The organism is Paenibacillus tritici (assembly GCF_013204885.1).
GTDB classification, from domain to species: Bacteria; Bacillota; Bacilli; order Paenibacillales; family Paenibacillaceae; genus Paenibacillus_AQ; species Paenibacillus_AQ tritici.
On sequence record NZ_JABMKX010000013.1, the window covers coordinates 68,214 to 92,878 of the forward strand.

General features: G+C 56.5%; 19 protein-coding genes, 1 pseudogene and 2 riboswitches. Of the genes and pseudogenes, 2 read left to right on the forward strand and 18 right to left on the reverse strand.

Annotation, left to right across the window (positions count from 1 at the left end):
• Positions 1 to 157: 157 nt before the first annotated feature.
• Positions 158 to 1,324 carry a PLP-dependent transferase gene (locus HQN87_RS22850; protein WP_173138003.1) on the reverse strand — a complete coding sequence of 389 codons (1,167 nt, stop codon included), beginning with the start codon at positions 1,322 to 1,324 and terminating at the stop codon, positions 158 to 160.
• 68 nt (positions 1,325 to 1,392) lie between these two features.
• A complete protein-coding gene (metA, locus tag HQN87_RS22855; protein ID WP_173138005.1) occupies positions 1,393 to 2,310 on the reverse strand; it encodes a homoserine O-acetyltransferase MetA in 918 nt (305 codons plus the stop codon).
• A gap of 118 nt (positions 2,311 to 2,428) precedes the next feature.
• Positions 2,429 to 2,561, reverse strand: a riboswitch (SAM riboswitch).
• 424 nt (positions 2,562 to 2,985) lie between these two features.
• Between metA and corA the strand changes: the two genes are divergently transcribed.
• The gene (gene corA, locus HQN87_RS22860; RefSeq protein ID WP_173138211.1) at positions 2,986 to 3,921 is read left to right on the forward strand and encodes a magnesium/cobalt transporter CorA; all 936 of its coding nucleotides are present in this window, start codon (positions 2,986 to 2,988) and stop codon (positions 3,919 to 3,921) included.
• A 197-nt stretch (positions 3,922 to 4,118) separates the two neighbouring features.
• On the opposite strand, the gene HQN87_RS22865 is transcribed toward corA, so the two are convergent.
• The 16 genes and pseudogenes from HQN87_RS22865 to HQN87_RS22935 form a co-directional block, all read right to left on the reverse strand.
• Complete coding sequence (locus tag HQN87_RS22865) at positions 4,119 to 5,129, reverse strand: HRDC domain-containing protein (RefSeq protein ID WP_173138006.1); 1,011 nt, start codon at positions 5,127 to 5,129, stop codon at positions 4,119 to 4,121.
• Positions 5,130 to 5,332: 203 nt separating this feature from the next.
• On the reverse strand, positions 5,333 to 6,214 hold the full coding sequence (locus HQN87_RS22870) for an ROK family protein (protein ID WP_367272782.1): 882 nt from the start codon (positions 6,212 to 6,214) through the stop codon (positions 5,333 to 5,335).
• 642 nt (positions 6,215 to 6,856) lie between these two features.
• Positions 6,857 to 8,728 (reverse strand): cobyrinic acid a,c-diamide synthase CobB, encoded by a 1,872-nt coding sequence (locus HQN87_RS22875; RefSeq protein WP_301953213.1) that lies wholly within the window; start codon positions 8,726 to 8,728, stop codon positions 6,857 to 6,859.
• Position 8,729: 1 nt separating this feature from the next.
• Positions 8,730 to 9,890, reverse strand: a complete 1,161-nt coding sequence (locus HQN87_RS22880; RefSeq protein ID WP_173138008.1) for a cobalt-precorrin 5A hydrolase — start codon at positions 9,888 to 9,890, stop codon at positions 8,730 to 8,732.
• Positions 9,883 to 10,677, reverse strand: coding sequence for a precorrin-4 C(11)-methyltransferase (gene cobM, locus HQN87_RS22885; RefSeq protein WP_173138217.1), 795 nt, complete (start codon positions 10,675 to 10,677; stop codon positions 9,883 to 9,885). The genes HQN87_RS22880 and cobM overlap by 8 nt, the downstream gene beginning before the upstream one ends.
• Positions 10,678 to 10,682: 5 nt before the next feature.
• Entirely contained in the window at positions 10,683 to 11,558 is an 876-nt protein-coding gene (gene cobI, locus HQN87_RS22890; RefSeq protein WP_436836486.1) for a precorrin-2 C(20)-methyltransferase, read from the reverse strand.
• Between the two features lie 114 nt (positions 11,559 to 11,672).
• The gene (cbiE, locus tag HQN87_RS22895; RefSeq protein ID WP_173138010.1) at positions 11,673 to 12,896 is read right to left on the reverse strand and encodes a precorrin-6y C5,15-methyltransferase (decarboxylating) subunit CbiE; all 1,224 of its coding nucleotides are present in this window, start codon (positions 12,894 to 12,896) and stop codon (positions 11,673 to 11,675) included.
• Positions 12,889 to 13,995: a cobalt-precorrin-5B (C(1))-methyltransferase gene (locus HQN87_RS22900; RefSeq protein ID WP_173138221.1), complete on the reverse strand. Its 1,107-nt coding sequence runs from the start codon at positions 13,993 to 13,995 to the stop codon at positions 12,889 to 12,891. Before HQN87_RS22900 ends, cbiE begins: the two co-directional genes overlap by 8 nt.
• Before the next feature lie 845 nt (positions 13,996 to 14,840).
• The gene (locus tag HQN87_RS22905; protein WP_173138012.1) at positions 14,841 to 15,506 is read right to left on the reverse strand and encodes a precorrin-8X methylmutase; all 666 of its coding nucleotides are present in this window, start codon (positions 15,504 to 15,506) and stop codon (positions 14,841 to 14,843) included.
• A gap of 2 nt (positions 15,507 to 15,508) precedes the next feature.
• Positions 15,509 to 16,303, reverse strand: a complete 795-nt coding sequence (gene cobK / locus HQN87_RS22910; RefSeq protein WP_173138014.1) for a precorrin-6A reductase — start codon at positions 16,301 to 16,303, stop codon at positions 15,509 to 15,511.
• Positions 16,300 to 17,565, reverse strand: a complete 1,266-nt coding sequence (locus HQN87_RS33235; protein ID WP_436836489.1) for a sirohydrochlorin chelatase — start codon at positions 17,563 to 17,565, stop codon at positions 16,300 to 16,302. Before HQN87_RS33235 ends, cobK begins: the two co-directional genes overlap by 4 nt.
• Before the next feature lie 27 nt (positions 17,566 to 17,592).
• A pseudogene (gene cobJ, locus HQN87_RS33240) lies at positions 17,593 to 19,323 on the reverse strand (precorrin-3B C(17)-methyltransferase); the annotation flags it as partial.
• Between the two features lie 14 nt (positions 19,324 to 19,337).
• Positions 19,338 to 20,198, reverse strand: a complete 861-nt coding sequence (locus HQN87_RS22920) for an energy-coupling factor ABC transporter ATP-binding protein (RefSeq protein ID WP_173138018.1) — start codon at positions 20,196 to 20,198, stop codon at positions 19,338 to 19,340.
• Positions 20,199 to 20,230: 32 nt separating this feature from the next.
• Positions 20,231 to 21,019 carry a cobalt ECF transporter T component CbiQ gene (cbiQ, locus tag HQN87_RS22925; RefSeq protein WP_173138020.1) on the reverse strand — a complete coding sequence of 263 codons (789 nt, stop codon included), beginning with the start codon at positions 21,017 to 21,019 and terminating at the stop codon, positions 20,231 to 20,233.
• Positions 21,016 to 21,309, reverse strand: a complete 294-nt coding sequence (locus HQN87_RS22930) for an energy-coupling factor ABC transporter substrate-binding protein (RefSeq protein WP_173138021.1) — start codon at positions 21,307 to 21,309, stop codon at positions 21,016 to 21,018. Before HQN87_RS22930 ends, cbiQ begins: the two co-directional genes overlap by 4 nt.
• Positions 21,309 to 22,073, reverse strand: a complete 765-nt coding sequence (locus HQN87_RS22935) for an energy-coupling factor ABC transporter permease (RefSeq protein ID WP_173138023.1) — start codon at positions 22,071 to 22,073, stop codon at positions 21,309 to 21,311. Before HQN87_RS22935 ends, HQN87_RS22930 begins: the two co-directional genes overlap by 1 nt.
• A gap of 384 nt (positions 22,074 to 22,457) precedes the next feature.
• A riboswitch (cobalamin riboswitch) is annotated at positions 22,458 to 22,651 on the reverse strand.
• 150 nt (positions 22,652 to 22,801) lie between these two features.
• On the opposite strand from HQN87_RS22935, the gene HQN87_RS22940 reads away from it, so the two are divergent.
• The gene (locus tag HQN87_RS22940; RefSeq protein WP_173138025.1) at positions 22,802 to 23,734 is read left to right on the forward strand and encodes an ArsR/SmtB family transcription factor; all 933 of its coding nucleotides are present in this window, start codon (positions 22,802 to 22,804) and stop codon (positions 23,732 to 23,734) included.
• The last annotated feature ends 931 nt before the right edge of the window (positions 23,735 to 24,665 follow it).

The window sequence follows — 24,665 nt, forward strand, 5'->3', positions numbered from 1 at the left end:
GTTCCCCCATCGTATCACAATCCGCTGAGCTTGAAAAATCTTTTAGGGCCAGAAATGAGATTACGGTCCTGATACAAAGTCAAACAGCAGCACCTTGGGCGCTGCTGCTCTAATCCTATGCTGATCCGGCTTAGCCGGACGGAGGGCGAATGCTGTTCTACTCCAATTCGCTCCGGGCGGCTTCCAATGCCTGCGTAAGATCAGCGATCAGATCCTCCACATGCTCGATGCCGACCGAGAAACGCAGCAGCCGGTCATCTACGCCGACCGCATCGCGGATTTCCGCAGGAATATCGGCATGGGTCTGCACCGCCGGGTAGGTCATCAGCGATTCTACCCCGCCGAGACTCTCGGCGAAGGCAATCAGACGGATATGGCGGAGCAACGGCTCCACGTATCTTGCATCCTTCACCTTGAAGGAGAAGATGCCCGTGTTGCCGGAGGATTGGCGGTTCTGAATCGCATACCCCGGATGGTCCGGCAGTCCCGGATGGAAGACCTCGGCTATCGCCGGATGCTCCAGCAGATAGCGGGCGATGGCCAGCGCATTGCTCTCATGCCGCTCCATGCGCAGGGCCAGTGTCTTCATCCCCTTCATCAGCTGATAGCTGTCATTCGGGGCAAGAACGGCTCCCAGGGAGTTATGCAGCACAGCCATCTCTGCCGACAGTTCCGCGCCTTTGGTAACAATAAGCCCGGCTAGTACATCGTTATGCCCGCCCAAATATTTGGTCGCACTGTGAACAACAATATCTGCCCCCAGCTCAAGCGGACGCTGGAAGAACGGAGTCAGCAGCGTGTTATCCACAATCGAGAGCAGCCCGTGATGACGGGCCCAGGTACATACCGCTTCAATATCCGTAATCATCATCAGCGGATTGGTTGGTGTCTCAATGAATACGCCCTTGGTGCCCGGCTGGCGGGCCGCCTCCAGGCCATCGAGATCATTGGTGTCCACATACGAGGCGCTGATGCCGTATTTGGCGAGAATCCGTTCGAGCAGCCGGTAGGTTCCGCCGTACAGGTCCAGTGATACAATGAGATGATCCCCTTGTCCAAACAAGGTGAACACCGTAGTCAGTGCAGCCATTCCGGAGGCGCAGGCGAAGCCGGCATCCCCGGATTCCAGCGCCGCTGCCGCATCTTCGAGCACAGTGCGGGTAGGATTTTTGGTGCGGATGTAGTCAAAGCCTGTGCTCTGTCCAAGTCTCGGGTGACGGAAGGCCGTCGCATGATAAATCGGATAATTAATCGCCCCGGTGGCGGGGTCCTCCATTGAACCAATCTGTGCCAGTCTGCTCTCAATTCTCAGTTTCTCATCCATCTCCACTGCCTCCTAAAAGTTTATGTGCGATAAACATTGCTTCTATATATAAATATAACTTTTAACTTTTAGATAAATGCCCCGATATCGTAAGGAGTCTCTTGGTATACATAGTAATTGAGCCAATTAGCGAATAATAAGTTGGCATGGGCGCGCCAGACAGCCGGTGGTGTACGGGTCGGATCATCCTTTGGATAATAGTGCTTCGGCAGCTGCACTTCCATCCCCTTGGCGATATCCCGGTCATACTCCCATTTCAGCGAGAACGGATCGTATTCCGAATGTCCGGTCACAAAAATCTGCTTCCCGTCATGAGTGGCTACCAGGTAGACCCCGGCCTCCTCGGACTCGGCCAGAATCTGCAGCTCAGGATTCTGCTCTATATCTTCACGGGAGACGTCGGTATGACGGGAATGCGGAACATGGAACACTTCATCGAAGCCCCGCAGCAGCTTGACATTATTATGGTTCAGCGTATGCGGAAACACTCCAAAGCATTTGTCCGGCAGGCTCACCTTACGTACGCCAAAGTGATGATACAGCCCTGCCTGCGCAGCCCAACAGATGTGCATCGTCGAGGTCACATTCTGTTTGCTCCACTCCATAATCACTTTCAGCTCTTCCCAGTAGTTAACATCCTCGAATTCCAGCTGTTCTACGGGAGCGCCGGTTATGATCAGGCCGTCAAAACGGCGGTCGCTGATCTCATCGAAGGTCTTATAAAAGCTCTTCAGATGCTCAGCCGATGTATTTTTCGAGGTATGGGAGCTGGGATACAGCAGAACCACATCCACCTGAAGCGGGGAATTCCCGATAAGGCGCAGCAGCTGTGTCTCTGTAGTTTCTTTCGTTGGCATCAGATTCAGGATGGCGATCCTGAGGGGACGGATATCCTGATGAAAGGCCTGGCTTTCATCCATTACGAATATATTCTCACCGGATAATACTTCCTTGGCCGGCAGGCTGTCGGGAATTTTGATAGGCATTGCTGTATCCACTCCTTAACTGAAATTGGGTTCCGCTTAGGCGGTTGAGCTTGTTGCAGGGTAGCGAAAAAAGACCTTTCCCGGGCGAGAAAGGTCATATAATTCAGTCATATGCGCCCTCTCATCTGCCAGAGAACTTCCGCCGGACGCATAACGTCCCTGCAAAGCTTCCGCAAGATTTAGCACCGTGCGTTCACACGCCGGTTGCCGGGTTTCATCGGGCTAGTCCCTCCACCTGCTCTTGATAAGATTTAGCTGTATTCAATTGGATGTACCACAGCATCCGTAGATGCTTTTTCTTAAATTTCACTTTAAATCATGAACCTCCTTTTCGTCAAGTCCATACAATGCTTAAGGAGCCTTGAGATTGAAAAGAATTTCTCTTGTAAGAGGCATACCCCGGCGTTATACTAGACAAGTGTTTCAAACCCAAAACGGCGAAAAGAAGAGGTGAGAGAAGAATGGAAGGCGACCCGGGCTCGCGAATATGCGTGCAGAACGAACAACCACACAGGATTAACATCAGCTTGCCGGCGGCGGGAGCCCTTATTCTTCATGCTCTCGGACCGTCTTTTGGCCTTCATCCATGATTGTACCACCGGCCAAGCTGATTTTTTCCGTGTGCTGAAATTAGCATACCCCCGGAGAAGACCGGGGAGTGAAGGAGTGAATCAGATGAAAATCCGGCTGGTGAATGCAGGGGTTTTTACGCCTATTGACAATATTGAAGAAACTTTAACCGCCCCTGCCGAGGGGTTCTACTGGATTGATGCAGATGTGGAGGACCTTGTAGAGCTTCAGCCTATATACGGGCTGCATGATCTGGCTGTGGAAGACTGTCTAAGTGAAGAGGATCAGCGTCCGAAGCTGGAGATTTATGAGAGCCATTATTTTATCGTAGTGAACAGTATCCGGTTCGATGATGAGGAAATCTTCCTCCGTGCGCTCAACGTGTTCCTGGGCAGACATTTCATTATTACCGTTACGAAGCAGAAGATCCATGAGCTGCGTGTCCTGAAGCCCGCACTGTGGGAGCAGGAGGTCAGTACACCTGACCGCTTCCTGTATCTGCTGATCGACCTCGTTGTCGACAACTTCTTCTCGGTCGGTGACCGGATTGAAGCGCGGATCGAGAAGCTGGAAGAAGACATCCTCATGCATACCAAGAAAACGCATCTGAGCGAGATCATTGGTCTGCGCAGTGAGATTCTCTGGCTGAAGAAGATGCTCGGCCCGCAGAAGGAAGTTATCAACACGCTGAATAAGAAGGATCTTCGCCTGATCGACGATCAATTGCAGAAGTATTTCAGTGACATCTACGAAAACGCGGTCAAGATCTCTGAAACGTTTGAAACGTACCGCGATCTCATGGGCAACTTACGCGAAGCTTATCAATCTAGTATTGCGAACCGCGCCAATGAAATCATGCGTGTATTTACGGCAATTACCACCATATTCATGCCGCTGACCGTGATTACCGGAATCTACGGCATGAACTTTGACAATATCCCGGAGATCCACACCGAGTACGGCTACTATGGCGTCATTGCCGTTATGGTAACCCTCGGCTGCGGAATGCTTGTGATCTTCCGCAAGAAGGATTGGCTATGAAGGACGGCGGACGAATATGCAGGACGAAGGCACCGTATACCTTAGGGTTTCGGAAGCCTTCGTCTTTTTGGTATGTCGCCCTTTACAAGAACAGCAAAGCCGTTTCCACTTGTGTCGCCTGTATGTACCTACCGCTGCACAAGCCGGGAATTCAGATCCTCCTGACCTCTCCGCCGCATTCGGATACTCACTAGCAGCTAAGTAGCCATTCCCAGGGTAGCCGGCTGCTCCCGCCGGAGGCGGAGCCGGATCAGCCGCAGGCGTTCGTAATACAGATCCAGGCCGTCAGCAGGTGCGAAATCCTCCCCATACACTTTGTAGAGGACAGGCTTCAGGAAGTTGTCGCCGATCAGCTCATAGGCTGTCCATATATTGTTCTGTTCTTCAGAGGTCACTTCACTGAGTTCAAAGGCAATGAGCTTCTCGGCGGAATAGCCGTCCTTCTCCAGCTCTTCCACCACCTCAAGCACTTCACGGCGGGACACTCCGCTAAGCGCTGTGAGCTGCTCCATTCCCTGCCCTTCTTCAATCCCCTGGAGCAGAACACGGCGCAGTCTCAGCCGCTCTAATTGCTTCTTGTACTTAAGCTCCTTCTGCTTATAATGCCAGGACACAAAGCTCTCTTCATCAATCGTATGATTCACCCAGCTTAACGGAAAGTCATGCTCGCGTTCTACAGCCGAGGTAATGCTTAGCCAGTCGGCGCCATACTGTGAAGCTTTGCCTTCACCCACCCCCGGAAGCTGCAGCAGCTCCTCCGGCGTACGGGGAAGAAATGCACTGATCATACGCAGCAGACGGTTGCTGGCCAGGATATAAGGTGCCTTCCGTTCGCTGGAGGCCTTCCCCCTGCGCCAGGAGCACAGCTCCTCAAAGACCGCTTCATTCCCGTAATGCTCGCTGTAATACTGCAGCTTAAGCTGCTCCTGGCTGCGGCTGCTGAGATTATCCTCCTCATGAAATACACCGTCAATTAGCGGGCGGTAGCCATCCCCCATCTTCACTGCAAGCTCATGCCGGTATACACACAGCATCTCATTCCACGACCCGCCTTCATACCACAGGCTGTCGCCCGTCTCCTGTTCGCCGGAGAAGTCACGCCAGCCCAGACGCCACAGCCCTTCCTCTTCTCCAATCCATAGCTGGGCAAAAATCTCCTGGTCCACTCCTGATATTCTGGACAAACGGTTCATAAATACAATCTGCATATGAATCCCTACCTTCGTTGTCTTACAGTATGCATAAAGATAAGAACTCTTTATAGCATTGAGCATATAAATTCTTATCTTGGCACAAAAAAAGCACCTCTCCCACGAAATTCGTGAAAGAGGTGCTTCCTCTTAAATGCTATACTGTTAAAACCTAGGATACCATATATTACGTAACAGTCAATGTCTTTTTAACAGAATGCCTACTTCCGGTCCAATGCCAGCTTAGCCAGACCCAGCGCGCCGGACAGACCGGCGTTGTCCCCAAGCTGCGGAGGAACAATATAACTGCCAATCGCCTCATTGAGTGCCGGATGCTGTACATATCCGCCGAGCAATTCCTGCAGCTTAGTGTGGATCAGCGGGAAAAGCTGACTCTGCTTCATCACGCCGCCGCCCATAACGATCTTCTGCGGCGAGAGGATCAGCACATAGTTCATCAGGGCATGGGCCAGATAGTGGGCCTCCATCGCCCAGGCCGGATGGTCCGCAGGCAGCTCACCCGCCGGTTTGCCCCAGCGTTTGCCGATAGCCGGACCGGCTGCCAGGCCTTCCAGGCAATCCCCGTGATAAGGACAGAAGCCTTCGTAGTGGTCCTCGGGATGACGACGGACCAGAATATGGCCCATCTCCGGATGGGACAGCCCATGGATCAGCTTCCCGCCAACGACTGCGCCAGCGCCGATCCCGGTGCCCACAGTGATGTACAGACAGCTATCCAGCCCTTGAGCTGCTCCCCAGGTGTACTCGCCCAGAGCTGCCCCGTTCACATCCGTATCGAAACCGATGGGTACCTGGAAATGCTCCTCAACGGCTCCCACCAGATTATATCCGCCCCAGTGGGGTTTCGGTGTGGTTGTAATATATCCATAGGTAGGGCTGCCAATAACCGGGTCAATCGGTCCGAACGAACCGATGCCGATGGCTTCCACTTCTTTGCCGGCAAAATAATTGATCACCTGGCCCATTGTTTCTTGAGGGGTCTCCGTCGGAAAACTCACCCGGTCGATAATCGTCCCGTCCTCATTCCCGATTCCGCATACAAACTTTGTTCCTCCTGCTTCAATCGCTCCCAACAATTTCACTGCAGCGTTCTCCCTTCTCCATACACATCATTAGGTGACAGCTTCCGGAATTTGCAATTCCTCAGCATATAATACCAACTATTCCCCTTGAAAAAAGACAAGCCGGTCGCCGGCCAGCGGGATAATAAAGCGTTCTCTCGCTCCTATTATACGTGGCTCACCGATGTATGACAAGCGGTTGACATATAGGGAAGCTACTTGGGTAAATGCAGGCATTGTTGCAGAAAATGCAAGAATGGTTCCACTAATCGGCTTGCTTCGAAGTGAAATGCTGCCTTATGTACAACACTCCCCGTTCAGGGGGCCATATGATGTGGGGAATGTTGTATTTCGTGCAGGATTTGTGTTGAGTTCAGTTACTGCTGAGTTAGCTGCTATATAGATTGAACTTGTAAGTTTTATGACCTGGGATTGCCGTGACTCCAGAGAATGTTTGGCCCTCCGGCCGCTGTTGTCACCCGATTTCTTTAATTCAAACCGCTAATCACGGTAGAAATCCGGTGACAAAGGCGGACGCTACCCCTCCTACAGTGCCAAAATTCCCCTCCGCCACTTTTCCCTGTCTGTATATTTTCAAGTTCAATCTATACAGTGAGTTAGCTGTCACTAGTTCAATTTCTGCTGCGCTTCCGGTTTGGAACTCTAGATCTGCTGCAACTTGGCCAGCTTCTCCTCCCGGTAAGTCCGGCAGGCTGCTACAAGCCGCTCCGCTGCCGGGAAATACGAAGCCAGATGAATATGCGCATAAGCAGCCATGATGTTCCCGCTGATGTACCCCTCAGGCTGGCTGCCCCCCCTGCCTTTGCTCTCATAGGCATAGGTCCGGGCCTCCGCGTCAGGATAACTCATGACGGAATAATGGAATTCATGGCCGCGCAGACGCTCGCCCCGATTGAGCAGGAGGCAATCGTGAAGTGCCGTTACTTCACGATACCCTAGTGCCGCCCGGCGCTCCTGCATCCCGGTATGTGCCGGAATGATCCCGGCCATCTCATGTACCGCGCCGGTGCGGTCAGTCAAACTGCGGGCCAGAACCATATAGCCGCCGCATTCCGCATAGAGCGGCATTCCGGCGGCTGCAGCGGACCTGAGCCCGCTCAGGAAGAGCGAATTCGCGGCAATCTCCGCCGCGAATTCCTCCGGGAACCCGCCCCCGATATAGATGCCGTCAGCTTCCGGCGGAATCCCCTCGCCGCTGAGCGGGCTGAAGTGAACCAGCCGGGCACCGGCACGGGCGAGCAGCTCCAGATTGTCGGCGTAATAGAAATTGAACGCCGCATCCCGGGCAACGGCGATAACCGGGGAAGGCTGCGCAAGGCCTTCCGTCTCCTTCAGTGCTGTCAGCGCCGCACCTGGAGAGGACAGGTCGCCCTTCTCATTCCGCTCCTCTGCCAGGGGAGACTTTTGTGGGGCTGCCCCGGTGGACAACCTAGAGTTGAGCGTATCCGCTGTTGCCTCCGTTTCCAGCGTGAAATTCAGCTTAGCCGCTGCCTCCAGCGGATGTTGCACAGCCGCCGCCCCCAGCGGATACTGCACAGTCGCTCCACCCGGCAGATGCTGCACAGCCGCTACCCCCGGCGGATACTGCACAGCCGCTGCCCCCAGCGGATGTTGCACAGCCGCTCCACCCGGCAGATGCTGCACAGCCGCTGCCTCAAGCGGAGCCTGCAAAGCCGGTGCGGCAGCGGCAAGCTCCAGCAGCCGCTCCAGATCCGTGCCTTGCGCCAGGACATCGGCGGCATGGTCGAACAAGGGCTCCAGCTCCCCGCGCTCCACAGCGGGCAGCAGGCCCAGATGCCGTTCCGGGATGTCCAGGCCGCTGTCGCGGGGCAGCCACCCGATCACGGGGATATCGCAGGCTGCCTCAATGGCAGCCTTAACCATCCGGTAGTGACCCTCGCTGCCGCAGCGGTTCACTATAACGGCTGCAATCCGCACCTCCGGCTCCAGCTGCCGGAAGCCCAGCACAATAGCCGCAGCACTGCGTCCCATGCTGCGGACATCCACCACAAGCAGAACCGGACTGTCCGTCAGGATGGCGATCTCCGCCGTCGATCCGGTGAGCGCGGTGTCCTCTTTGCCGTCATACAGTCCCATCACACCTTCAATTACAGAGATGTCCGCCTCCGCCGAGGAGCGCAGGAAATACTCCCGCAGATAGGCGCTTGAAGTCATCCAGGAATCCAGGTTACGGGAAGCACGGCCCGTGACTGCACTGTGATACGCGGGATCAATATAATCGGGACCGCATTTGAAGCCCTGGACCTTCAGGCCCCGCCGGGCAAAAGCGCGCATCAGGCCCAGCGTGACCGTTGTTTTGCCGGAGCCGCTGCCTGTGCCTGCGATCACGAAGCGGGGACGCTTCTGCGGCTGCCGGGAGGTCGCCTCAGCCCCAGTCCCAGTCCCAACCTCAGCCTCATACCTCTCGCTCCTGCAGCTACTAATCTTCATTTCACTCCCGCGGCTATCAAGCTTCATTTCACCCTTCGGTTCATTTCCCGTCTCATGTTTCATTTCATTCCTGCCCCCGTCCACGCTCGCTCCCCTCCAGCTCTTCAGAATAGACAACCCGGGCTACAGCGATGGTTACGTTGCCGCTTTTGAGCTTAGGCTGCAGGAGGGTAGGCGCACCTGAAGACAGCAGTGCAGCAGGTTCACAGACACCGTAAGCACCCGTTGCCCTAAACACCACCTCGGAAGGACTGTCCAGCTCCACTGTATTCAATTGCTCTGGCGTGTATAAAACCAGGTCCCAGCTGTACTTGGCACACAGGGCCAGCAGCCCGGCTTCATCGCCCTTGATCCCGGCTGTAGCTACATTCCGCACACTGTTGAATGACAGCCTAAGCTTATTTAACGTATGCCGCACCACGGCTTCCAGCTCTTCCGCACTCGTCCCGCGGTTGCAGCCGAGTCCAAGCACCAGACTGCGCGGGCGGTACACTACTGTGCATTCCGCAGGGACTGCTATGTCCTGATTTTCACCCGGCACTTCCCCCGGTCCTTCCGCCAGCCTGTCGCTTACAAAGATCGCTGCGCTGAAGCTAAGTCCGCTTTCCTTGAGTTCAGCTCTGCTTGCGAATAAGCGGACATGCCCCGGCAGCTCTGCTCCGGGAGGCAGCCAGCCGCGCTCTCCACTCTCCTGGACCACAGCTAACGCTTCCCCGTTAACCAGTGCGGCGCTTACCGCTTTCATAGGAATGAAGCTGTCCGCACGCCAGCCATACTCCCGGCCCAGCAGGTCCACAGCGAAGGTGCCCTGCACATCCGAGGCTGTGGTGATCACCGGATGGCTGCCGAGCAGCTCGGCAATCTCCAGGGTCAGCCGGTTGGCTCCTCCAAGATGGCCGGAGAGCATACTGATCACATGTTCTCCGCGCTCGTCGATGACGATGACGGCCGGGTCCGTTCTTTTATCCCGCAGCAGCGGAGCCGTCAGCCGGACAGCCGCCCCCAGCGAGAAGAACAGGATGATCCCCTCATAATCCCCGAATAGCTTAAGGAGCAATGCTTGAACCGGTCCGTCAAAAACCGTGATCTCCCCGCCCCGCCCCTCCAGCCCGCCGCTATACTTGGCATAGACAAAGACTTCCGTCTGGTCCAGCCGCGCCCCCAGCTTCAAGGCCAGCCTTATTCCGCTGCGCGTAATCGCAACTGCCGCATACCGCTTACTCACCGGAGCCGCTTCCTTCCCGGCAGCCGTGGGTGAACGCCTTGTCGTACAGCTTCGAGCGGTGCGCGTCACGGTCTGTCAGTCCCGGGTCCAGCGCCCAGCCGGCCAGGATCATGGCATGCATAGTGATGCCTGCACCCTGCAGATCCGCCTCCAGCTTCTCTACTGTCGTGCGCAGAATCTGCTGATCCGGCCAAGTCGCCCGCTTCACCACAGCCACCGGTGTCTCGGGGCTCCAGCCGGCGGCCAGAAATTCCCCGCTCACATGCCCGGCCAATGAAGCGCTAAGAAAAAGCGCCACCGTACAGTGATGCTCCGCCAGCTTGCGCAGCTGCTCGCGCTCCGGCACCGGTGTGCGTCCTTCCGCACGGGTCAGGATCACCGTCTGCGTCAGCTCCGGCACAGTCAGCTCTGCGCCCAGCGCCGCAGCAGAAGCGAATACCGAGCTTACGCCCGGCACGATCTCATAGCGGACGCCGCTCAGCTTCAGCAGAGACATCTGTTCCAGAATCGCACCGTACATGGCAGGGTCGCCGGTGTGCACGCGGGCTACGCTTTTACCCGACTGCACGGCTGCCGTCATCAGCTCCACCTGTTGCTCCAGATCCATACCCGAGCTTTGGAGCACCTGCGCACCGGGCTTGGCGCTGCGGATCAGCTCCTCGCTGACCAGTGAGTCTGCATAGAGCACCAGATCTGCCGAGCGCAGAATGCGGCTGCCTTTTACCGTGATCAGCTCGGGGTCACCCGGTCCGGCACCTACAATATATACCTTCGGCTCCAGCACCATATCCGTCATTTGCTCACCACCATCAGACTTAAGTACTCCACTTCCTTGCCCCGCAGATCCCGCGCATCCCGCCAGACCGTTTCATAGGGGGAGGTTACCTTGGTGACCACTGAAGCCCGGCCGGACAAGCCCAGCTCATCCAGCACATCCAGCACCAGATCCAGCACCTTAGCCACCTTAAGGAACACCACTGTATCGTGATGCAGCAGCGCTTCCCTAAGCGCCTCCTTATCAGCCGTGGCCGGGATAATTCCCACCCGCTGATTGCCATCCGCCAAGGGCTGCTCCAGCGCAGCCGCCGCGCCCAGCACCGAAGAAATTCCCGGAACCGACACAACCGGCACACCGGGATGCAGCTCCTGCATCAGCCGGGCCAGATGAATGAACGTACTATAGAGATTAGGATCACCCTCTGTCACAAAAGCCACATCCCGGCCCTGCCTCAGCTCCGCCCAGCACAGCTCCACTGTGCGGGTCCAGCCGCTGGCCAGCAGCTCGGGATCTTTCGTCATCGGAAAGATCAGGCCGAGCATTATTTTATCCTGCGGATTAACATGCATTCCGATGATTTCGTAGGCGTATGATTTACCGCCTTTGGTGGTGGCCGGATAAGCAATCACCGGACATTCCCGCAGCAGACGGCAGGCCTTGAGCGTGATCAGCTCGGGATCACCGGGTCCGACCCCAACACCGTATAACGTCCCTATAGCCCGGGGCGTCAGTCTCTCCTCCAGCTTCAGCTCTTCTTCATCCAAGGTGCCGAGCAGCTCACTTGCCGCCTGCATCGCCGCTTCTGCCCACTGCGTTCCTGCAGTAGCCTCCCCGGATACTTCCTGTCCGTCCGCAGCCTGCTGGCGCGGCTCCATTACATCGCTCTTCATTGCGGGTTCCTCCTTTATTTCTGTTCCTTCCGTCCGGACAACTCTCCAGTAATCTTCTGCTACTACGAATGATTCGGTGCTGAAGCTGCATGTCCTGCGGCTCACGCTTGCGGATCAGTCCTTACGGCCGCAGACCACATAGACGGGATTCATTCCGTCAAAACGGGTCATTCCGAGAATCGGCTTGCCGCGCGACGCCTGAAGCATAGTGACCTCACAGGCAAGCCCGGCCGACTTCAGGGCCTCCATGCTGCCATGCAGCGTCTCCACCGTGATCGCTCCTACCACAATCCGGCCCCCGGGCCGCAGCCTTGCGGCACTCTGCGCAATAATATTCGCCAGCTCCCCGCCGCTGCCGCCGATGAAGACGGCATCCGGGTCAGGCAGAGCCGCTAATCCCTGCGGTGCCTTCTCCGGAATGATCTGGAAATCCGCCCGGAATTTCAAGCGGTTCGCTGCCATATTCGGCAGATTCTCCGCACTTTTCTCCAGGGCGTAGACCTTCCCGAGCCGGGCAATCCGCGCACATTCCGCCGCTACCGCTCCCGAGCCGGAGCCGATATCCCACACCACCGCATCCTCGCTCAGGTTCAGCTCCGACAGTACCAGCGCGCGGACCTCACGCTTCGTAATCAGGCCTTTCTCCGGCTTGCGCTGCTGAAATTCCCCGTCCGGGTAAGCAAACCCGCGCCGCACCGGGGCAGGGACGCCCTGCTGTATGCGCAGAATCACGACATTCAGTGCAGCGAACTCACTGGTCTCCATCTCCTCCAGCGTCCAGAACCGGCAAATTTCCTCAGCCCCTCCGAGCCGCTCACAGACAAAAGCCTCATATTCCGTCATCCCGAACTCCCGCAAATAAGCGGCAATGACCGCAGGTGTGTTGTTCTCATCGGTCAGCAGTGCGATTTTGTGCTTGCCGTCTATGCGCTGGGCCAGTCCCTGAATGGGGCGCCCATGCAGACTAATCAGCTCGGCATCCTGCCAGCTGTCCCCCAGCCGGGCGAACGCAAGCTGCACGCTGCTGTAGTGGGGAATCACCTCCACATGCTCCGGCCCGAACCTGCGGACAAGATAACCGGCAATGCCAAAGAAGAACGGGTCCCCCGAGGCCAGCACCACCGTCCGCCGCTCGCGCCACACCTCCTCCAGCTTGTCTGTGAAGGGCTTCAGCCCGCCTTGCATAACGATTTTCTCACCACTGTACCTGCCGAAAAAATTCAACTGCCGCTCCCCGCCGAGCAGCACCTCACTGTTGTTCACTATGCTTAAGCTATCCGGGGTCAGACCGCCGGCGCCATCCTCACCGATCCCGATCACATAAATCAGGTTATCCATGAATCTCCGCCCTTCCCAGCACACGGCCCTTCATTGTAATCAGCACCATTTCCACAATCATGCCTCCGTTTATGTGTTTCAGACTCTGTTCACAGGCATGATGGCACAGCTGTTCGAAAAAAGCGGAATTCCCCGCCTCCGTCATCATATCCACTACCTGTGAGGCTGTGTTGGCGGCAGCAATCTCCTGCACCTGCTCACCGGACGCTCCCGCAACAGCTGCAACGGACGCCAGAAATCCGAAGTCTACGGGCGCGTTCTTGGAGTGGATCAGCATGGCCCCCTGTGCGACCTTGGAGAATTTGCCGGCCATCCCGACGAAGGTGACCTTGCTGAGCCCGTAAGCCTTGGCATGCTCCAGCGAGAAGCCCACATATTCCCCCATCTGGATAAAAGCTTCCTCCGGAAGCTCCGCAAACATAGCGATAGCGTATTTCTCACTGCTCCCGCCTGTGGTCAAAACCACCTGCCGGTTCCCCGCCGCAGCCGCAACCGAGATGGCCTGCACCACACTTGCCTTATAGGCTTCGGTGGAGAATGGCGTAACCACGCCCCGCGTGCCCAGGATGGAAATACCGCCGAGGATGCCCAGCCGGGGATTAAGGGTCCTAAGGGCTATAGCCTCGCCTTCCGGCACGCTGATGACTACGCGCAGCCCGCGCGCAGCGCCATGCTCCTCCAGTACGGCGGCTACGGCCTCCTGAATCATCCGCCGCGGCACCGGATTAATCGCCGCTTCTCCGACGGCCACCGGCAGGCCCGGCTTCGTCACCCGGCCCACTCCACGGCCTCCGTCGATCTCCACCCCCGGCCGGTCCAGCCAGCTCACCGCCGCCTCGATCCAGGCCAGATGTGTCGCATCCGGATCATCTCCGGCATCCTTAACCGTTGCACAGCTTGCCGTGTGAGATCCTGCACACTGCCACCCGGTCAGCTCAAAGGTATGACGGAAGCCGGCCGGCAAATCAATCTCTACAGCAGGGAGGCGCTCCCCTGTAATGAGCAGGAGGGCTGCACCTTTGGCTGCTGCGGTGGCACAGGCACCTGTCGTGTACCCTCTGCGCAGCGGCGGGGCAGGGGGTGCCTGCCCGGATTCCAGGACGGCGGCTTGCTCCGTCTGCTTAGCTGCCTGCCCGAATCCGGGCTCGGCGGCTTGCTCCGCCTGCTTAGCTGCCTGCTCGTATCCGGGCTCGGCGGCTTGCTCCGCCTGCTTAGCTGCCTGCCCGAATCCGGGTATGGCGGCTTGCTCCGCCTGTTTAGCTGTCTGCTTCAATCCGGGCACTGCGGCTTGCTCCGCCTGCTTAACACCAGCCTCCATCCCCCCTTCGGTCCTGTTCTGCCTGGCGGGATGATGTGGTCTCTCTTTGGTCATGGCAATCCCTCTTTGCTGATGATATAAGAATGAATCTGCACAATCTGATAATAACTGAAGCATACGCTCTGAGCGTTCACCCTTGGCAGGCAACCTTCTCTCACTCTCTATTAACCAAATATTGTTAAAATCATTACCAGGAGCCAGTTCACGCCCCATTATCGGGCCAATCTATTAAATATGCGTGTTTTCACAATGTCTGATTTACAAGCCGATGGGGAAATCTAGTTCTACTGCACTTTATACACTAGTTGAACCCAATATCCGCCGAATAATTGGATCTGCTGCACTACGTACATTAGAATTTGGAGAGGGAGGTGTTTTGAAGCCTAATTCCAGAAATCAAGTGTACGAACTGCAACAGAATCGGATTTCCCGCATAAAACTTCGAATTCTATTGCAGTAAATACAATTAGTGAGTCAACTAATCTATATCTAGCTACAGCTAAGCTAATACGAATAGCTGCTTTATCCTGATTCTTTGGAGAAATGCCCGATTTATCCGGTAATCAACCAGTTCAGCAATCCAACATCTGTTTCTACGCCAATACTCCTCCTGCTACACGCCAGCCTTACCCCAGCTCGCCTGCAGCCCGGCGGACCGCCAGCAGACTTAGAGCGTTGACCGCAGCAACCACGATGGTACTTCCGCCTTTGCGGCCGATATTGGTAATGTAGGGGATGTCCAGCTTGCGCAGCTCCTCTTTGGATTCCGCCGCCGAGACGAAGCCAACCGGCATACCGATGACAAGACCCGGCTGTGCTTTGCCCTCTTTTACCAGACGGATCAGCTCAAGCAAGGCAGTCGGCGCATTGCCGATGACATAGATTCCTCCCGGTGCTTGTGCACAGGCCTTACGCGTGGCGATAATCGCCCGGGTCGTTCCCAGCGCATTGGCCTCCTCCATCACATCAGGATCGGAGATATGCACTCTAACCTCGCCGCCGTACCGCTGAATCCGTTCCTTGGCAATACCCGCCTCCACCATCCGCACATCCGCTATAATCGGCTTCCCCTGCAGAATGGCGTTAATCCCGGCCTCAATCGCCCGTGGGTGAAAAATAAGGCTGCGCCCCAGCTCAAAATCAGCCGAAGCATGAATGATCCGCTGTACAATCGGGTACTCCAAGCTACTGAAGGAGTGCTCCCCCAGCTCCGCCGTTATCATCTGAAAGCTCAGACCTTCTATTTCCTGCGGCTGTACTGTCACCGGCTTGAAATCCGTACCGAAATCCACATTCATCCCTCTTCCCTTGTCATTAGAAGCGCAGTCTTCACGGCAGCTGTAATCTCGTCAAAAGAATCAAATACCTTCCCGCTGTCTCCAAAGCACACTCCCGGCCGCATAATCAGAATCACATACAAACCCATATCCAGCGCGGCATACAGCTTCTCATCCACCGAGCCTTCGGCCCCGCTCTCCTTGGTAATCATCACCTGCGTACCGTACTGCCGATAGAGCGCTTCGTTCATTTCTCTGCTAAAAGGGCCCTGAAGCGCTATGATATTCCGCTGCTCAATGCCAAGACTCAGGCACTTCTCCAGATTCTCCAGACAAGGAAGCAGCCTGACCGTCAGCCGGATGTCCGGCTCTCCCAGCAGCTCCTCCGCAAAAATCCCCAGGGTCTTGCCGCCGGTAGTCAGCATAATGGAGCCCTTAAGCTCCTTGGCCTTGCGTGCAGCCTCTTCATAGGAATGTACAAGAATCAGCCGGGGATGGCTGTCATAAATAAGACTCTGCCGTTCGTAGCGGAAGTACGGCAAGCCCGCCTCAGCAGCGGCTCCCATAGCATTGGCATGGGCTTCCAGCGCAAAAGGATGACTGCCATCAACCACGGCACGATACCCGCCTCCTTGAAGGAGAGAGATCATGGCTGCCTTATCCAGCCTGCCGACCCGGGTGCGTATCGCTGCCTCCTCCAGACGTTCAGCCGCACTGGGCGTCACGACACTGGCCTGTAGCTCCAGGCCTTGGCGCGACAGGTTCAGCGCCAGCTCCCGGGCGTCGCTGGTACCGCATAACATGAAGATCATCGCGGCTGGCGAAGCCCCGGGCTGTCCGCCGGAGCCGCCGTCTCCGTTACATCATGCCGCCCATGATGCCCGTGACCATGATGTCCGTGCCCATGTCCCTCATGTCGGTGATGTTTATGCTCATGATCTCCATGCCCGTGATGCCCGTGACCGTGATGTTCGTGCCCATGCCCATGATCCCCTTGCTCCCCATGGCTATGGTGCTCATGCTCCCCATAGCTGTGGTGCCCGTGCTCCTCATGACTGTGATGCCCATGTCCGTGATGCCCGTGCTCGTGATGCTCATGCTCGTGTTGCCCATGCCCGTGTTGCCCATGCCCGTGATGCTCATGTCCATGATGCCCGTGCCCGTGATGCCCATGCCCACCATCACCGTGGTGATGGTAGTGATGCAGCGAAGCTTCATCGCGGAACTTGCAGTTATCGCAATTGCTGAAGGAACGTCCCTCCAGCGTCTCGTCGATCCGTTCTGCCAGCATATCAACAAGCAGCGGATGTGCGCCCAGCGTGCCGCCAATCTCCACTTCAAGCTCGGGATGCTCTGCTGCAAACTGCGAGACCCGCTCTGCAAACTGCTTCATCAGCACTCCGGTGAACAGCAGATAGGGGATAACTATAATCTTGCGCGCTCCCAGCGCAAGGCAGCGTTCGAGTCCATCCGGCAGCGATGGCTTAGCAATGGCAATGAAGCAGCTCTCCACGCTGCGGTAGCCGGTTCTCTCCCAGAGCATTCTGCTCAGCTTATAGAGATCGCTGTTGGCATCCGGGTCACTTCCCCCGCGTCCCATCAGCAGCACGATGGTATCCTTATTCTCTATTGTGGATGGACTTTTCCCGTGCAGGTGCAGGTCCAGGCCCATTCCGCCAGCCGTCTCCTCCTGCACCAATGGAAGCGCCAGTGATTCTGCTTCCCGAATCCGCTCCAGCAAAATATCTACGGCACGCTCCTGCACTCCGAGCGGACGACCGTAGATGAACTCCACCCCAGGATAGTTCAGCTTGGCCTCATCAATCGCCATCGGAATGTCCAGCTTGGAATGACCTGCCGCGAATAAAATAATCGGCACAATATATATCTGCTTCGCGCCGCCCTCCACACATCTGGCAATCCCGCCAGCGATGGAAGGTGAGGCCAACTCTATAAAGCAGGTCTCAACCTTAAGCTCCGGCTTGCGCGCCGCAAGCAGACGGGTGAACTCCAGCAGCTCATCATTTCCCGCTTGAATCCGGCTTCCGTGTCCGACCAGCAGTACAGTTCTCATCGTTTGCGCTCCTTCTAAGCTGTCCTGTTCATTAATAGCTCCTCTTGTGCTGTTCATCCGTTCCCAAAAAGCATGATACCGTTCCTTCTCCCGTCCATGGATTCTATAGTCTTCCACGGCCGCAGCGACAGCTGTAACTGCTTCCTCTTCGTTCATCCCTTCGCGGACCAGAACGCCGGCATGGGCTGCCCGGCCGGACTTCTTCCCGCCCAGATAGAGCTCATAGCTGCCGCGTGACATTACAAGGCCGATATCATCCAGAACAGCCGAGCTGCAGGCCATCCCGCAGCCGGCCACACTGATGTGCAGCTCTCTGGGCGCAGCGAGTCCGTGCAGTTGGGTGTGCAGGCGTGCGGCTGCACTTAACGCCCCGCTTTTGCGCAGCTCACAGAAACCGCAGGTCTTCACTTTTATGTAATCTCCAGGGAGACTTACATTCAATCCAGCCTCTATCAGCCTCGCTATTGCCCCAGCCTCTTCACTCCGGCTTCCGTGCAGCGAAAACCATCCGTCCTTCGTATAGCTCAGCTGCCCCTCATCCCCTGCCAGCTCCGCCAGCAGCTTCAACTGGATGCCGCTGAAGCTGCGGCTGCCGATGGGGGGAGCAATCTCCAGTCCGCGCGCGGCATCCTGGATTTCCGCCATGCGGACCGAAGGGCCAGCGGTCCGCTCCACACGCGCAGACGCTGTTAAGCTCAGCGCCGCCGCGCCTTCCATCCGCGCCACCTCAGCCACGCTTCCTGCTGTTTCTTCCATCCGCGCCACCCCAGCCATGCTTCCCGCCGCTGCTCCTTCGATCCCTCCCGCAACAACAATTGTTCCTGCCGCTGCTTCTTCGCCCCCTCCCGCCTCAGCAATTCCTCTCGCCGCTGCTACGTCGATCCCTCCCGCAACAGCCGCTTCCTCCGCCCGGCCGGACTCCGCCGCAGCCAGCGACCAAGGCTCTGCTGCCGTGCGCAGCCGCTCATGCGGCTTCAGCGTCTGCGTCTGCGCACCAAGACTATACTTGCGCTCATAGCCGCGCGGCGTAACCATGAGCCCCTCATAGACAAGGGTCGCAGAATTGCCGACCACAACTGTCGAGAGCATGCCGATCTCATGCTCCAGCATATCCTGCAGCGTCGTTACGATCGTCTGCTGACGGTCACGGTAGGCGCTTTTGACAATGCCGACCGGTGTAGCCGGATCACGATAGCGCAGCAGGATCTTGCGCGCTTCTTCGATCTGCCGCGTCCGTCTGCCGCTGCGGGGATTGTAAAAGGCAATGACGAAATCCGCAGCCCCCGCCGCTTCCACACGTGCAGCAATGCTTTCCCACGGAGTTAGATGATCACTCAGGCTGATCGTACAGGAATCATGCATAATCGGCGCCCCAAGCAGAGACGAGCAGGACTGAATCGCCGATATTCCCGGAATCACCTCCACCTCCACACCCTCCTTGCGGTTCCAGCCCCGTTCCATGAGCACCTCATAGACGAGACCGGCCATTCCATAGACACCGGCATCGCCGCTGGAGATTACTGCAATCTTCTGTCCGGCTTCGGCTCTGCGCACGGCCTCCTGGGCCCGGCTGACTTCCTCTGTCATCCCCGTGCCCACGATCTCCTGGTGCCGCAGCAGCGGCCGGATCAGCTCCACATAAGTGTTATAGCCGATTACCGCTTCACTCTCTTCGAGGGCAGCCAGTGCCCGGCCGGTAATATGCTCCAGCGCTCCGGGGCCGAAGCCGATAATCAGCAGTTTCCCTTGGTTCTTCATCCTTCTTCCCCCGTTCATAAATAACTGTGTTCAAGCTTCAGCAGTGGATGGAGCCGTGCTTTGAATTCCCCGGCTGTGCGGGGAGCGCTTTGTCCACCGGTCAGACTTGCAGGCAGGCTGTACCATAAGTCAGCCAGCAGCGGCAGTCTCAGCCCGATCGCCTCCAGCTTTTCCCGGCCGGCAAAAATCTCCTCCGGTGTTCCCTCCGCCCGGCACATTCCGTGATCCAGTACAATAATCCAGTCCGCCCAGCGGTAAGCCAGATCCATGTCATGTGTAGCCATAACCACTGTTGTACCTTTAGCATGTATAGCTTCAAGACCCTTCAGCATCTGCAGCTCCGATAACGGGTCCAGATACGAGGTCGGCTCATCCAGCAGAATCAGTTCCGGCTCCATGGCCATTACACCGGCGAGGGCCGTGCGCTTCTTCTGCCCCAGGCTCAGCTGGTGAATCGGTTTATGGCCCAGCTCAGCCAGATTCAGCAGCTCCATGACCTCCCGGCAGCGTCCAGCGATAGCCGGTTCATCCATGCCGCTCCCGCGCAGTCCGAACGACACATCCTCCAGCGGTGTACTCAGGATCAGCTGCTGCTCCGGGTCCTGAAAGACCAGGCCCACCCTCCGCCGCAGCGCAGCCAGCTCTTTTTTGGCGTAGGATAACTCCTTGCCTCCCTGTAGAACCTTGCCGCTCTGGGGACGCAGTATGCCTACGGCATGGAGGAACAACGTTGATTTGCCCGAGCCGTTATGACCAAGCACCGCTGTCTTGCTGCCTTTGGGAATGGAGAGTGTCAGTTCATGCAGCGCGAGCTCCTTCGTGTCAGGGTAATGGAACATCACCCCGTCAAAAGCCAGACTATATTCCATATCCATTGCTTACTCCTCTAATGTGATTTGGCCAAATTTCACCCCCGCACCCACAGCCAGAGCTGCGCCAGCACCAGCACTGCTACCCCGGCATACGCCTGGACAGCATAACGCCGCGGCACAGGGCGCGCGCTATAGGGCGGCAGAATAATCTCTTCGGTGAATCCGCGGGCCAGCAGCCCCTGCGATAATCCATAATAACGGTGCATCGTGTTGCCAAAAAGCGCTCCCGCCATAGCCGCAGTCTCCCGCAGCTTCGCCTTATACCCTCTACGGCCTCCGCGCAGCCGCCGGGCCAGCAATAGCCCGTGCGCCGCATCTGTCAGCAGGAACAGGAACCGGTACATAATCAGCATCAACTCCAGCACAATCTGCGGCATCCGCAGCCTGCGGAGTACCTGCAGAAGTTCACTGAACGGCGTAGTGAACATCAGGAAGAAGAAGCAGCTCATACAGGCCGAGATCCTGGCCAGCAGTTCTCCGGCCCGCTGTAGTCCTGCCGCTGTGATATATACCGGCAGAGGCAGGCCCGGAAGCTGGAATACACCCGCCTGCCCCGCTGCCGGATGCCCGAATTCCACCAGCAGGGCCGGGATGCTCAGGCCGTAGAACAGCAGCGCTGTGCCAAACAGCAGTCCGTAGGCACGGAAGGGAATTCTGGCCTGCAGAATACACCACGACATCATCCATAGGGTGATTGCAATTTGCAGAAAAGGATGCACGGTATAGGAGAGCAGGAACATCAGGGCTGCGAATGCGCTTTTCCACATGGGAGACAGCAGCCTGAGCGCGTTATTATAGGACAGAACGTCAATCCGTCTGATCACTTGCTGCTATTCTGCTTCGTCCCGCCTTGCTTTCCTTTCAGCAGCCCCAGGGTATAACCGATCACTCCGGCACCGATTGCTGCCTGCAAGGCGAACAGCATACTCTCCGTCTCCCCCGGCAGCTCGGCAAGCGGCTTGAACCAGGGCTTATAGTCAGGATTGAGCTCCGTAATTACTCCCTCAGCCGCATCATCGGCCCCGCCGAATTCCCCCTCCACGAGCAGCAGCGGCAGCACACACAGCAGGACAACGGCCAGCAGCATCAACCCGTTTTTCCACTTATTGCTCATCAGGCTCTTCCTCCGTTCACCTTGCGCTTCAGAAGCGACAATTCATTCGGGCTATACGATTTCAGCCAGTTCCACAGCAATACGGTCAACAGCCCCTCACTGACAGCCAGCGGGATTTGCGTTACGGCGAAGATTCCCCCGAATTTGAGAAAAGAGGCCAGAACGCCGCCATCCGCCGCCGGAAAAGCCACCGCAAGCTGAAAGGAAGTCACGACATACGTACTCAGATCCGCTACGGCTGCGGCACAGAACAATGCCAGCTTCTCCCGTTCCGGCAGCTTCATCATCAGCTTATACACGGCATATCCGGCAAAAGGGCCCGCTACCGCCATCGAGAACGCATTGGCACCCAGCGTAGTGATCCCCCCATGCGCCAAAAGCACCGCCTGAAACAGCAGGACAATAGAGCCGATCACGCCCATCGGGAGCGGCCCCAGCATCACAGCACCAAGTCCAGTACCGGTGGGATGGGAGCTGCTTCCGGTTACGGAAGGCATTTTGAGCGCAGACAGTACAAAGGTAAACGCCCCTGCCAGACCCAGCAGCAGCTTCAGTTCCGGATTCTCCCGGGTCATGGCTCTGAGTCTGATGATCCCCAGCACGAAGAACGGTATGAACGCCGCCCACCAGAACACGGCCCAGCCTACCGGCAGGAACCCTTCCATAATGTGCATGGCCCGGGCCGTACCCGGCTCATTCAGCATAAAGTACACGGTAAATCCGGCAACCAGTGCCGCAAAGCTCCAAAAACTACGCTTCTTCATTTGTCAGCCTCCATGTTTTTGAGTTTCTGTACATCCTTGCAACTTCAAACAGAACCGGCTGCGCCATCCTTCAAGAGAACGCAATCCGTTTCAGCGGGAAAGATAAGGAATGTTCATGCGCGGAGCATATACATTCTTATCTTCCCAAAAAAAACCCACCCTGATGGGTGGGAGTGTATGTACGCAGGCAAGTTCGATAGAGCGCGCAGTCCGTAGCTAAACGGAACAAGGTGCTTTCCATCGTCCCATCACTTGGGCCGTGTCCTTGTAGCCAGCAGCTATAAACCGGGTGTCCTCTCTAAACTCAAGATTCCTCCGGTCCTTCAGGGCAGAACGCTTCATCTCATTAACCTATCCGTACACCGCTCCTATCCGCGTAGAGTCGTGGTGTGCGTCGACAAGGTAGGTCTCCTGGCTTGGAATACCGGCGCTGTGGACTTCGTCTTCCCCGGAATTCCCGAGTGACCTCATGAAGTTCAGCTCTTCCTTACAGTGGCGGGACCGCTCGGGACTTGCACCCGATTCCCTGTTATCCCTTGCCCGCTCGAGGCAAGAGCACCTTGTTTCATCGCTAATTCATCCTACATCATAGCGGACAGAGATTAGCCTGTCTGTGATATAAATTGGAAAGGCAGCCCAATAAGCTATCCATTGCATTCATTTGCTTGTAGAAAGTTTATTTGAGTAATATAATTATTAACTATATAACCTGAGCGTGGAGGCATCCGATGAAACTTGATCTAACCGAACAATCACTGCCCGTGTACGAAGCTTTATCCAGCACGGTGCGCCTGCACATGCTGCGGCTGCTGTCCGATACCCCCATGAACGTGAAGGAGCTGGCCGGAGCCCTTAAGCTCAGCAGCGCCATTATGACGATGCATGTACGCAAGCTGGAAGCGGCAGGGCTGATCCGCAGCCATATGGCTCCCGGCAAAAGCGGCCTGCAGAAGATCTGTACGCTCGCCGCCGACGGAGCGGAGATTGTGTTTCCCGGACAAGCCCGGACCCCGCGCAGGGGATACCGCAAGGAGATTCCGGTGGGACATTATTCGGACTTCCAGATTGAACCTACCTGCGGATTGTCTACAACGGAGCGGGTCATCGGCCACTTCGACGATCCCCGTTATTTCTGGGATCAGGAGCGGGTGAATGCCGGTATCCTGTGGTTCGGCAAGGGGTTCGTGGAATACAAAATCCCGAATTTCCTGCTGTCGAGCCAGAGGCCGGAGGAGCTTGCGATCACCATGGAGATTGCTTCCGAAGCCCCGTCCGTCAACAATAACTGGCCCTCGGACATTACCTTCACCCTGAACGGGCAGTCTCTCGGCTTCTGGACAAGCCCCGGCGACTACGGGGATAATCCGGGTAAATATACCCCGGCCTGGTGGCCAGCGCTTACGAACCAATACGGGCTGCTCAAGCAGCTGCGGATTACCAAGGCTGGCACCTTCATGGATGGACAGAAGCTGTCCGAGGTTACTCTGGATCAGGTAGGTATCCGTAATAAACAGTGGACCTTCAGACTCTCGGTTGAGGAGAATGCCGAGCATATCGGCGGTCTTACGCTGTTCGGCAAGGGATTCGGCAATTATAACGAGGATCTAGTATTTGAACTTTTTTATACGGACACTGCTGCCGACCTGCCCGCTTCCATCTAGAAGCTGCTTCTCCATTCGCCTGCATCTGGCGGTACCGGGCGTAATGAGGTGCACTAATGCTCCTGATTGGCTTATTTAGGCAGCGTCCGGTGAAATGAGGTGCACTAGTGCTCCTTATTGGCTCATTTGGCCTGCGTCCAGTGAATTCTGGTGCACTAGTGCTCTTTATTTGCTCATCTGGCCCGCGTCTGGTGAATTGAGGTGCACTTGTGCTCCTCATTGGCTCATCTAGCCTGCGTCCGGGGAATTCTGGTGCACTAGTGCTCCTTATTGGCTCATCTGGCCCGCGTCTGGTGAATTGAGGTGCACTAGTGCTCCTTATTGGCTCATATGGGCAGCGTCCGGTGAATTGAGGTGCACTTGTGCTCCTTATTGGCTCATATGGGCAGCGTCCGGTGAATTCTGGTGCACTAGTGCTCCTTAGTACTCTCCTTACGCCACACGCGGCTGAACCAAAGGGATTTTTCCCTCTCATTTCCTCCTCCAGCCCACTTTCCGCTGAACCAAAGGGATTTATACCTCTAATTTCCTCATCCGGCCCACTTTCCGCTGAACCAGAGGGATTTTTCCCTCTCACGTCCTCGTCCAGCCCACTTTTCGCTGGACCAGAGGGATTTCTCCCTTTGATTCTCCTTGGATTCTCACTTTATTTCCTCTTGGTTTCTCCTTGGTTTCTCCTTGGATTCTCACTTTATTTCCCCTTGGTTTCTCCTTTGATTCTCCTCGGCTTCTCGCTTTATTCCCCCTTATTTTCTCCTTTGTTTACTCCTTGGTTTCTCCCTTGTCTCTTCTCTGCTTCTCCTTCAGTTCTCCCTACCGTCCCCTTCCGACCCGACTATCAGCCAACTACCGTCTCCTCCCAGCCTGCCTCCGGCAGCTCCCGAATCCTGTATCCTTCTAATCTCGCCCCCTATCTTCAATGGAAGGCTAT

What these genes read in the sequence shown, in the direction of transcription:
- corA (WP_173138211.1), top strand. Translation starts at nt 2,986, where the DNA reads ATGAAAATCCGGCTGGTGAATGCAGGGGTTTTTACGCCTATTGACAAT.
- cobI (WP_436836486.1), bottom strand. Translation starts at nt 11,558, where the DNA reads ATGAAGAGCGATGTAATGGAGCCGCGCCAGCAGGCTGCGGACGGACAG.
- cbiE (WP_173138010.1), bottom strand. Translation starts at nt 12,896, where the DNA reads ATGGATAACCTGATTTATGTGATCGGGATCGGTGAGGATGGCGCCGGC.
- HQN87_RS22865 (WP_173138006.1), bottom strand. Translation starts at nt 5,129, where the DNA reads ATGCAGATTGTATTTATGAACCGTTTGTCCAGAATATCAGGAGTGGAC.
- cobK (WP_173138014.1), bottom strand. Translation starts at nt 16,303, where the DNA reads ATGATCTTCATGTTATGCGGTACCAGCGACGCCCGGGAGCTGGCGCTG.
- HQN87_RS22930 (WP_173138021.1), bottom strand. Translation starts at nt 21,309, where the DNA reads ATGAGCAATAAGTGGAAAAACGGGTTGATGCTGCTGGCCGTTGTCCTG.
- HQN87_RS33235 (WP_436836489.1), bottom strand. Translation starts at nt 17,565, where the DNA reads ATGAGAACTGTACTGCTGGTCGGACACGGAAGCCGGATTCAAGCGGGA.
- metA (WP_173138005.1), bottom strand. Translation starts at nt 2,310, where the DNA reads ATGCCTATCAAAATTCCCGACAGCCTGCCGGCCAAGGAAGTATTATCC.
- cobM (WP_173138217.1), bottom strand. Translation starts at nt 10,677, where the DNA reads ATGGTGCTGGAGCCGAAGGTATATATTGTAGGTGCCGGACCGGGTGAC.
- HQN87_RS22920 (WP_173138018.1), bottom strand. Translation starts at nt 20,198, where the DNA reads ATGGATATGGAATATAGTCTGGCTTTTGACGGGGTGATGTTCCATTAC.
- HQN87_RS22850 (WP_173138003.1), bottom strand. Translation starts at nt 1,324, where the DNA reads ATGGATGAGAAACTGAGAATTGAGAGCAGACTGGCACAGATTGGTTCA.
- HQN87_RS22935 (WP_173138023.1), bottom strand. Translation starts at nt 22,073, where the DNA reads ATGAAGAAGCGTAGTTTTTGGAGCTTTGCGGCACTGGTTGCCGGATTT.
- HQN87_RS22875 (WP_301953213.1), bottom strand. Translation starts at nt 8,728, where the DNA reads ATGAAACATGAGACGGGAAATGAACCGAAGGGTGAAATGAAGCTTGAT.
- HQN87_RS22940 (WP_173138025.1), top strand. Translation starts at nt 22,802, where the DNA reads ATGAAACTTGATCTAACCGAACAATCACTGCCCGTGTACGAAGCTTTA.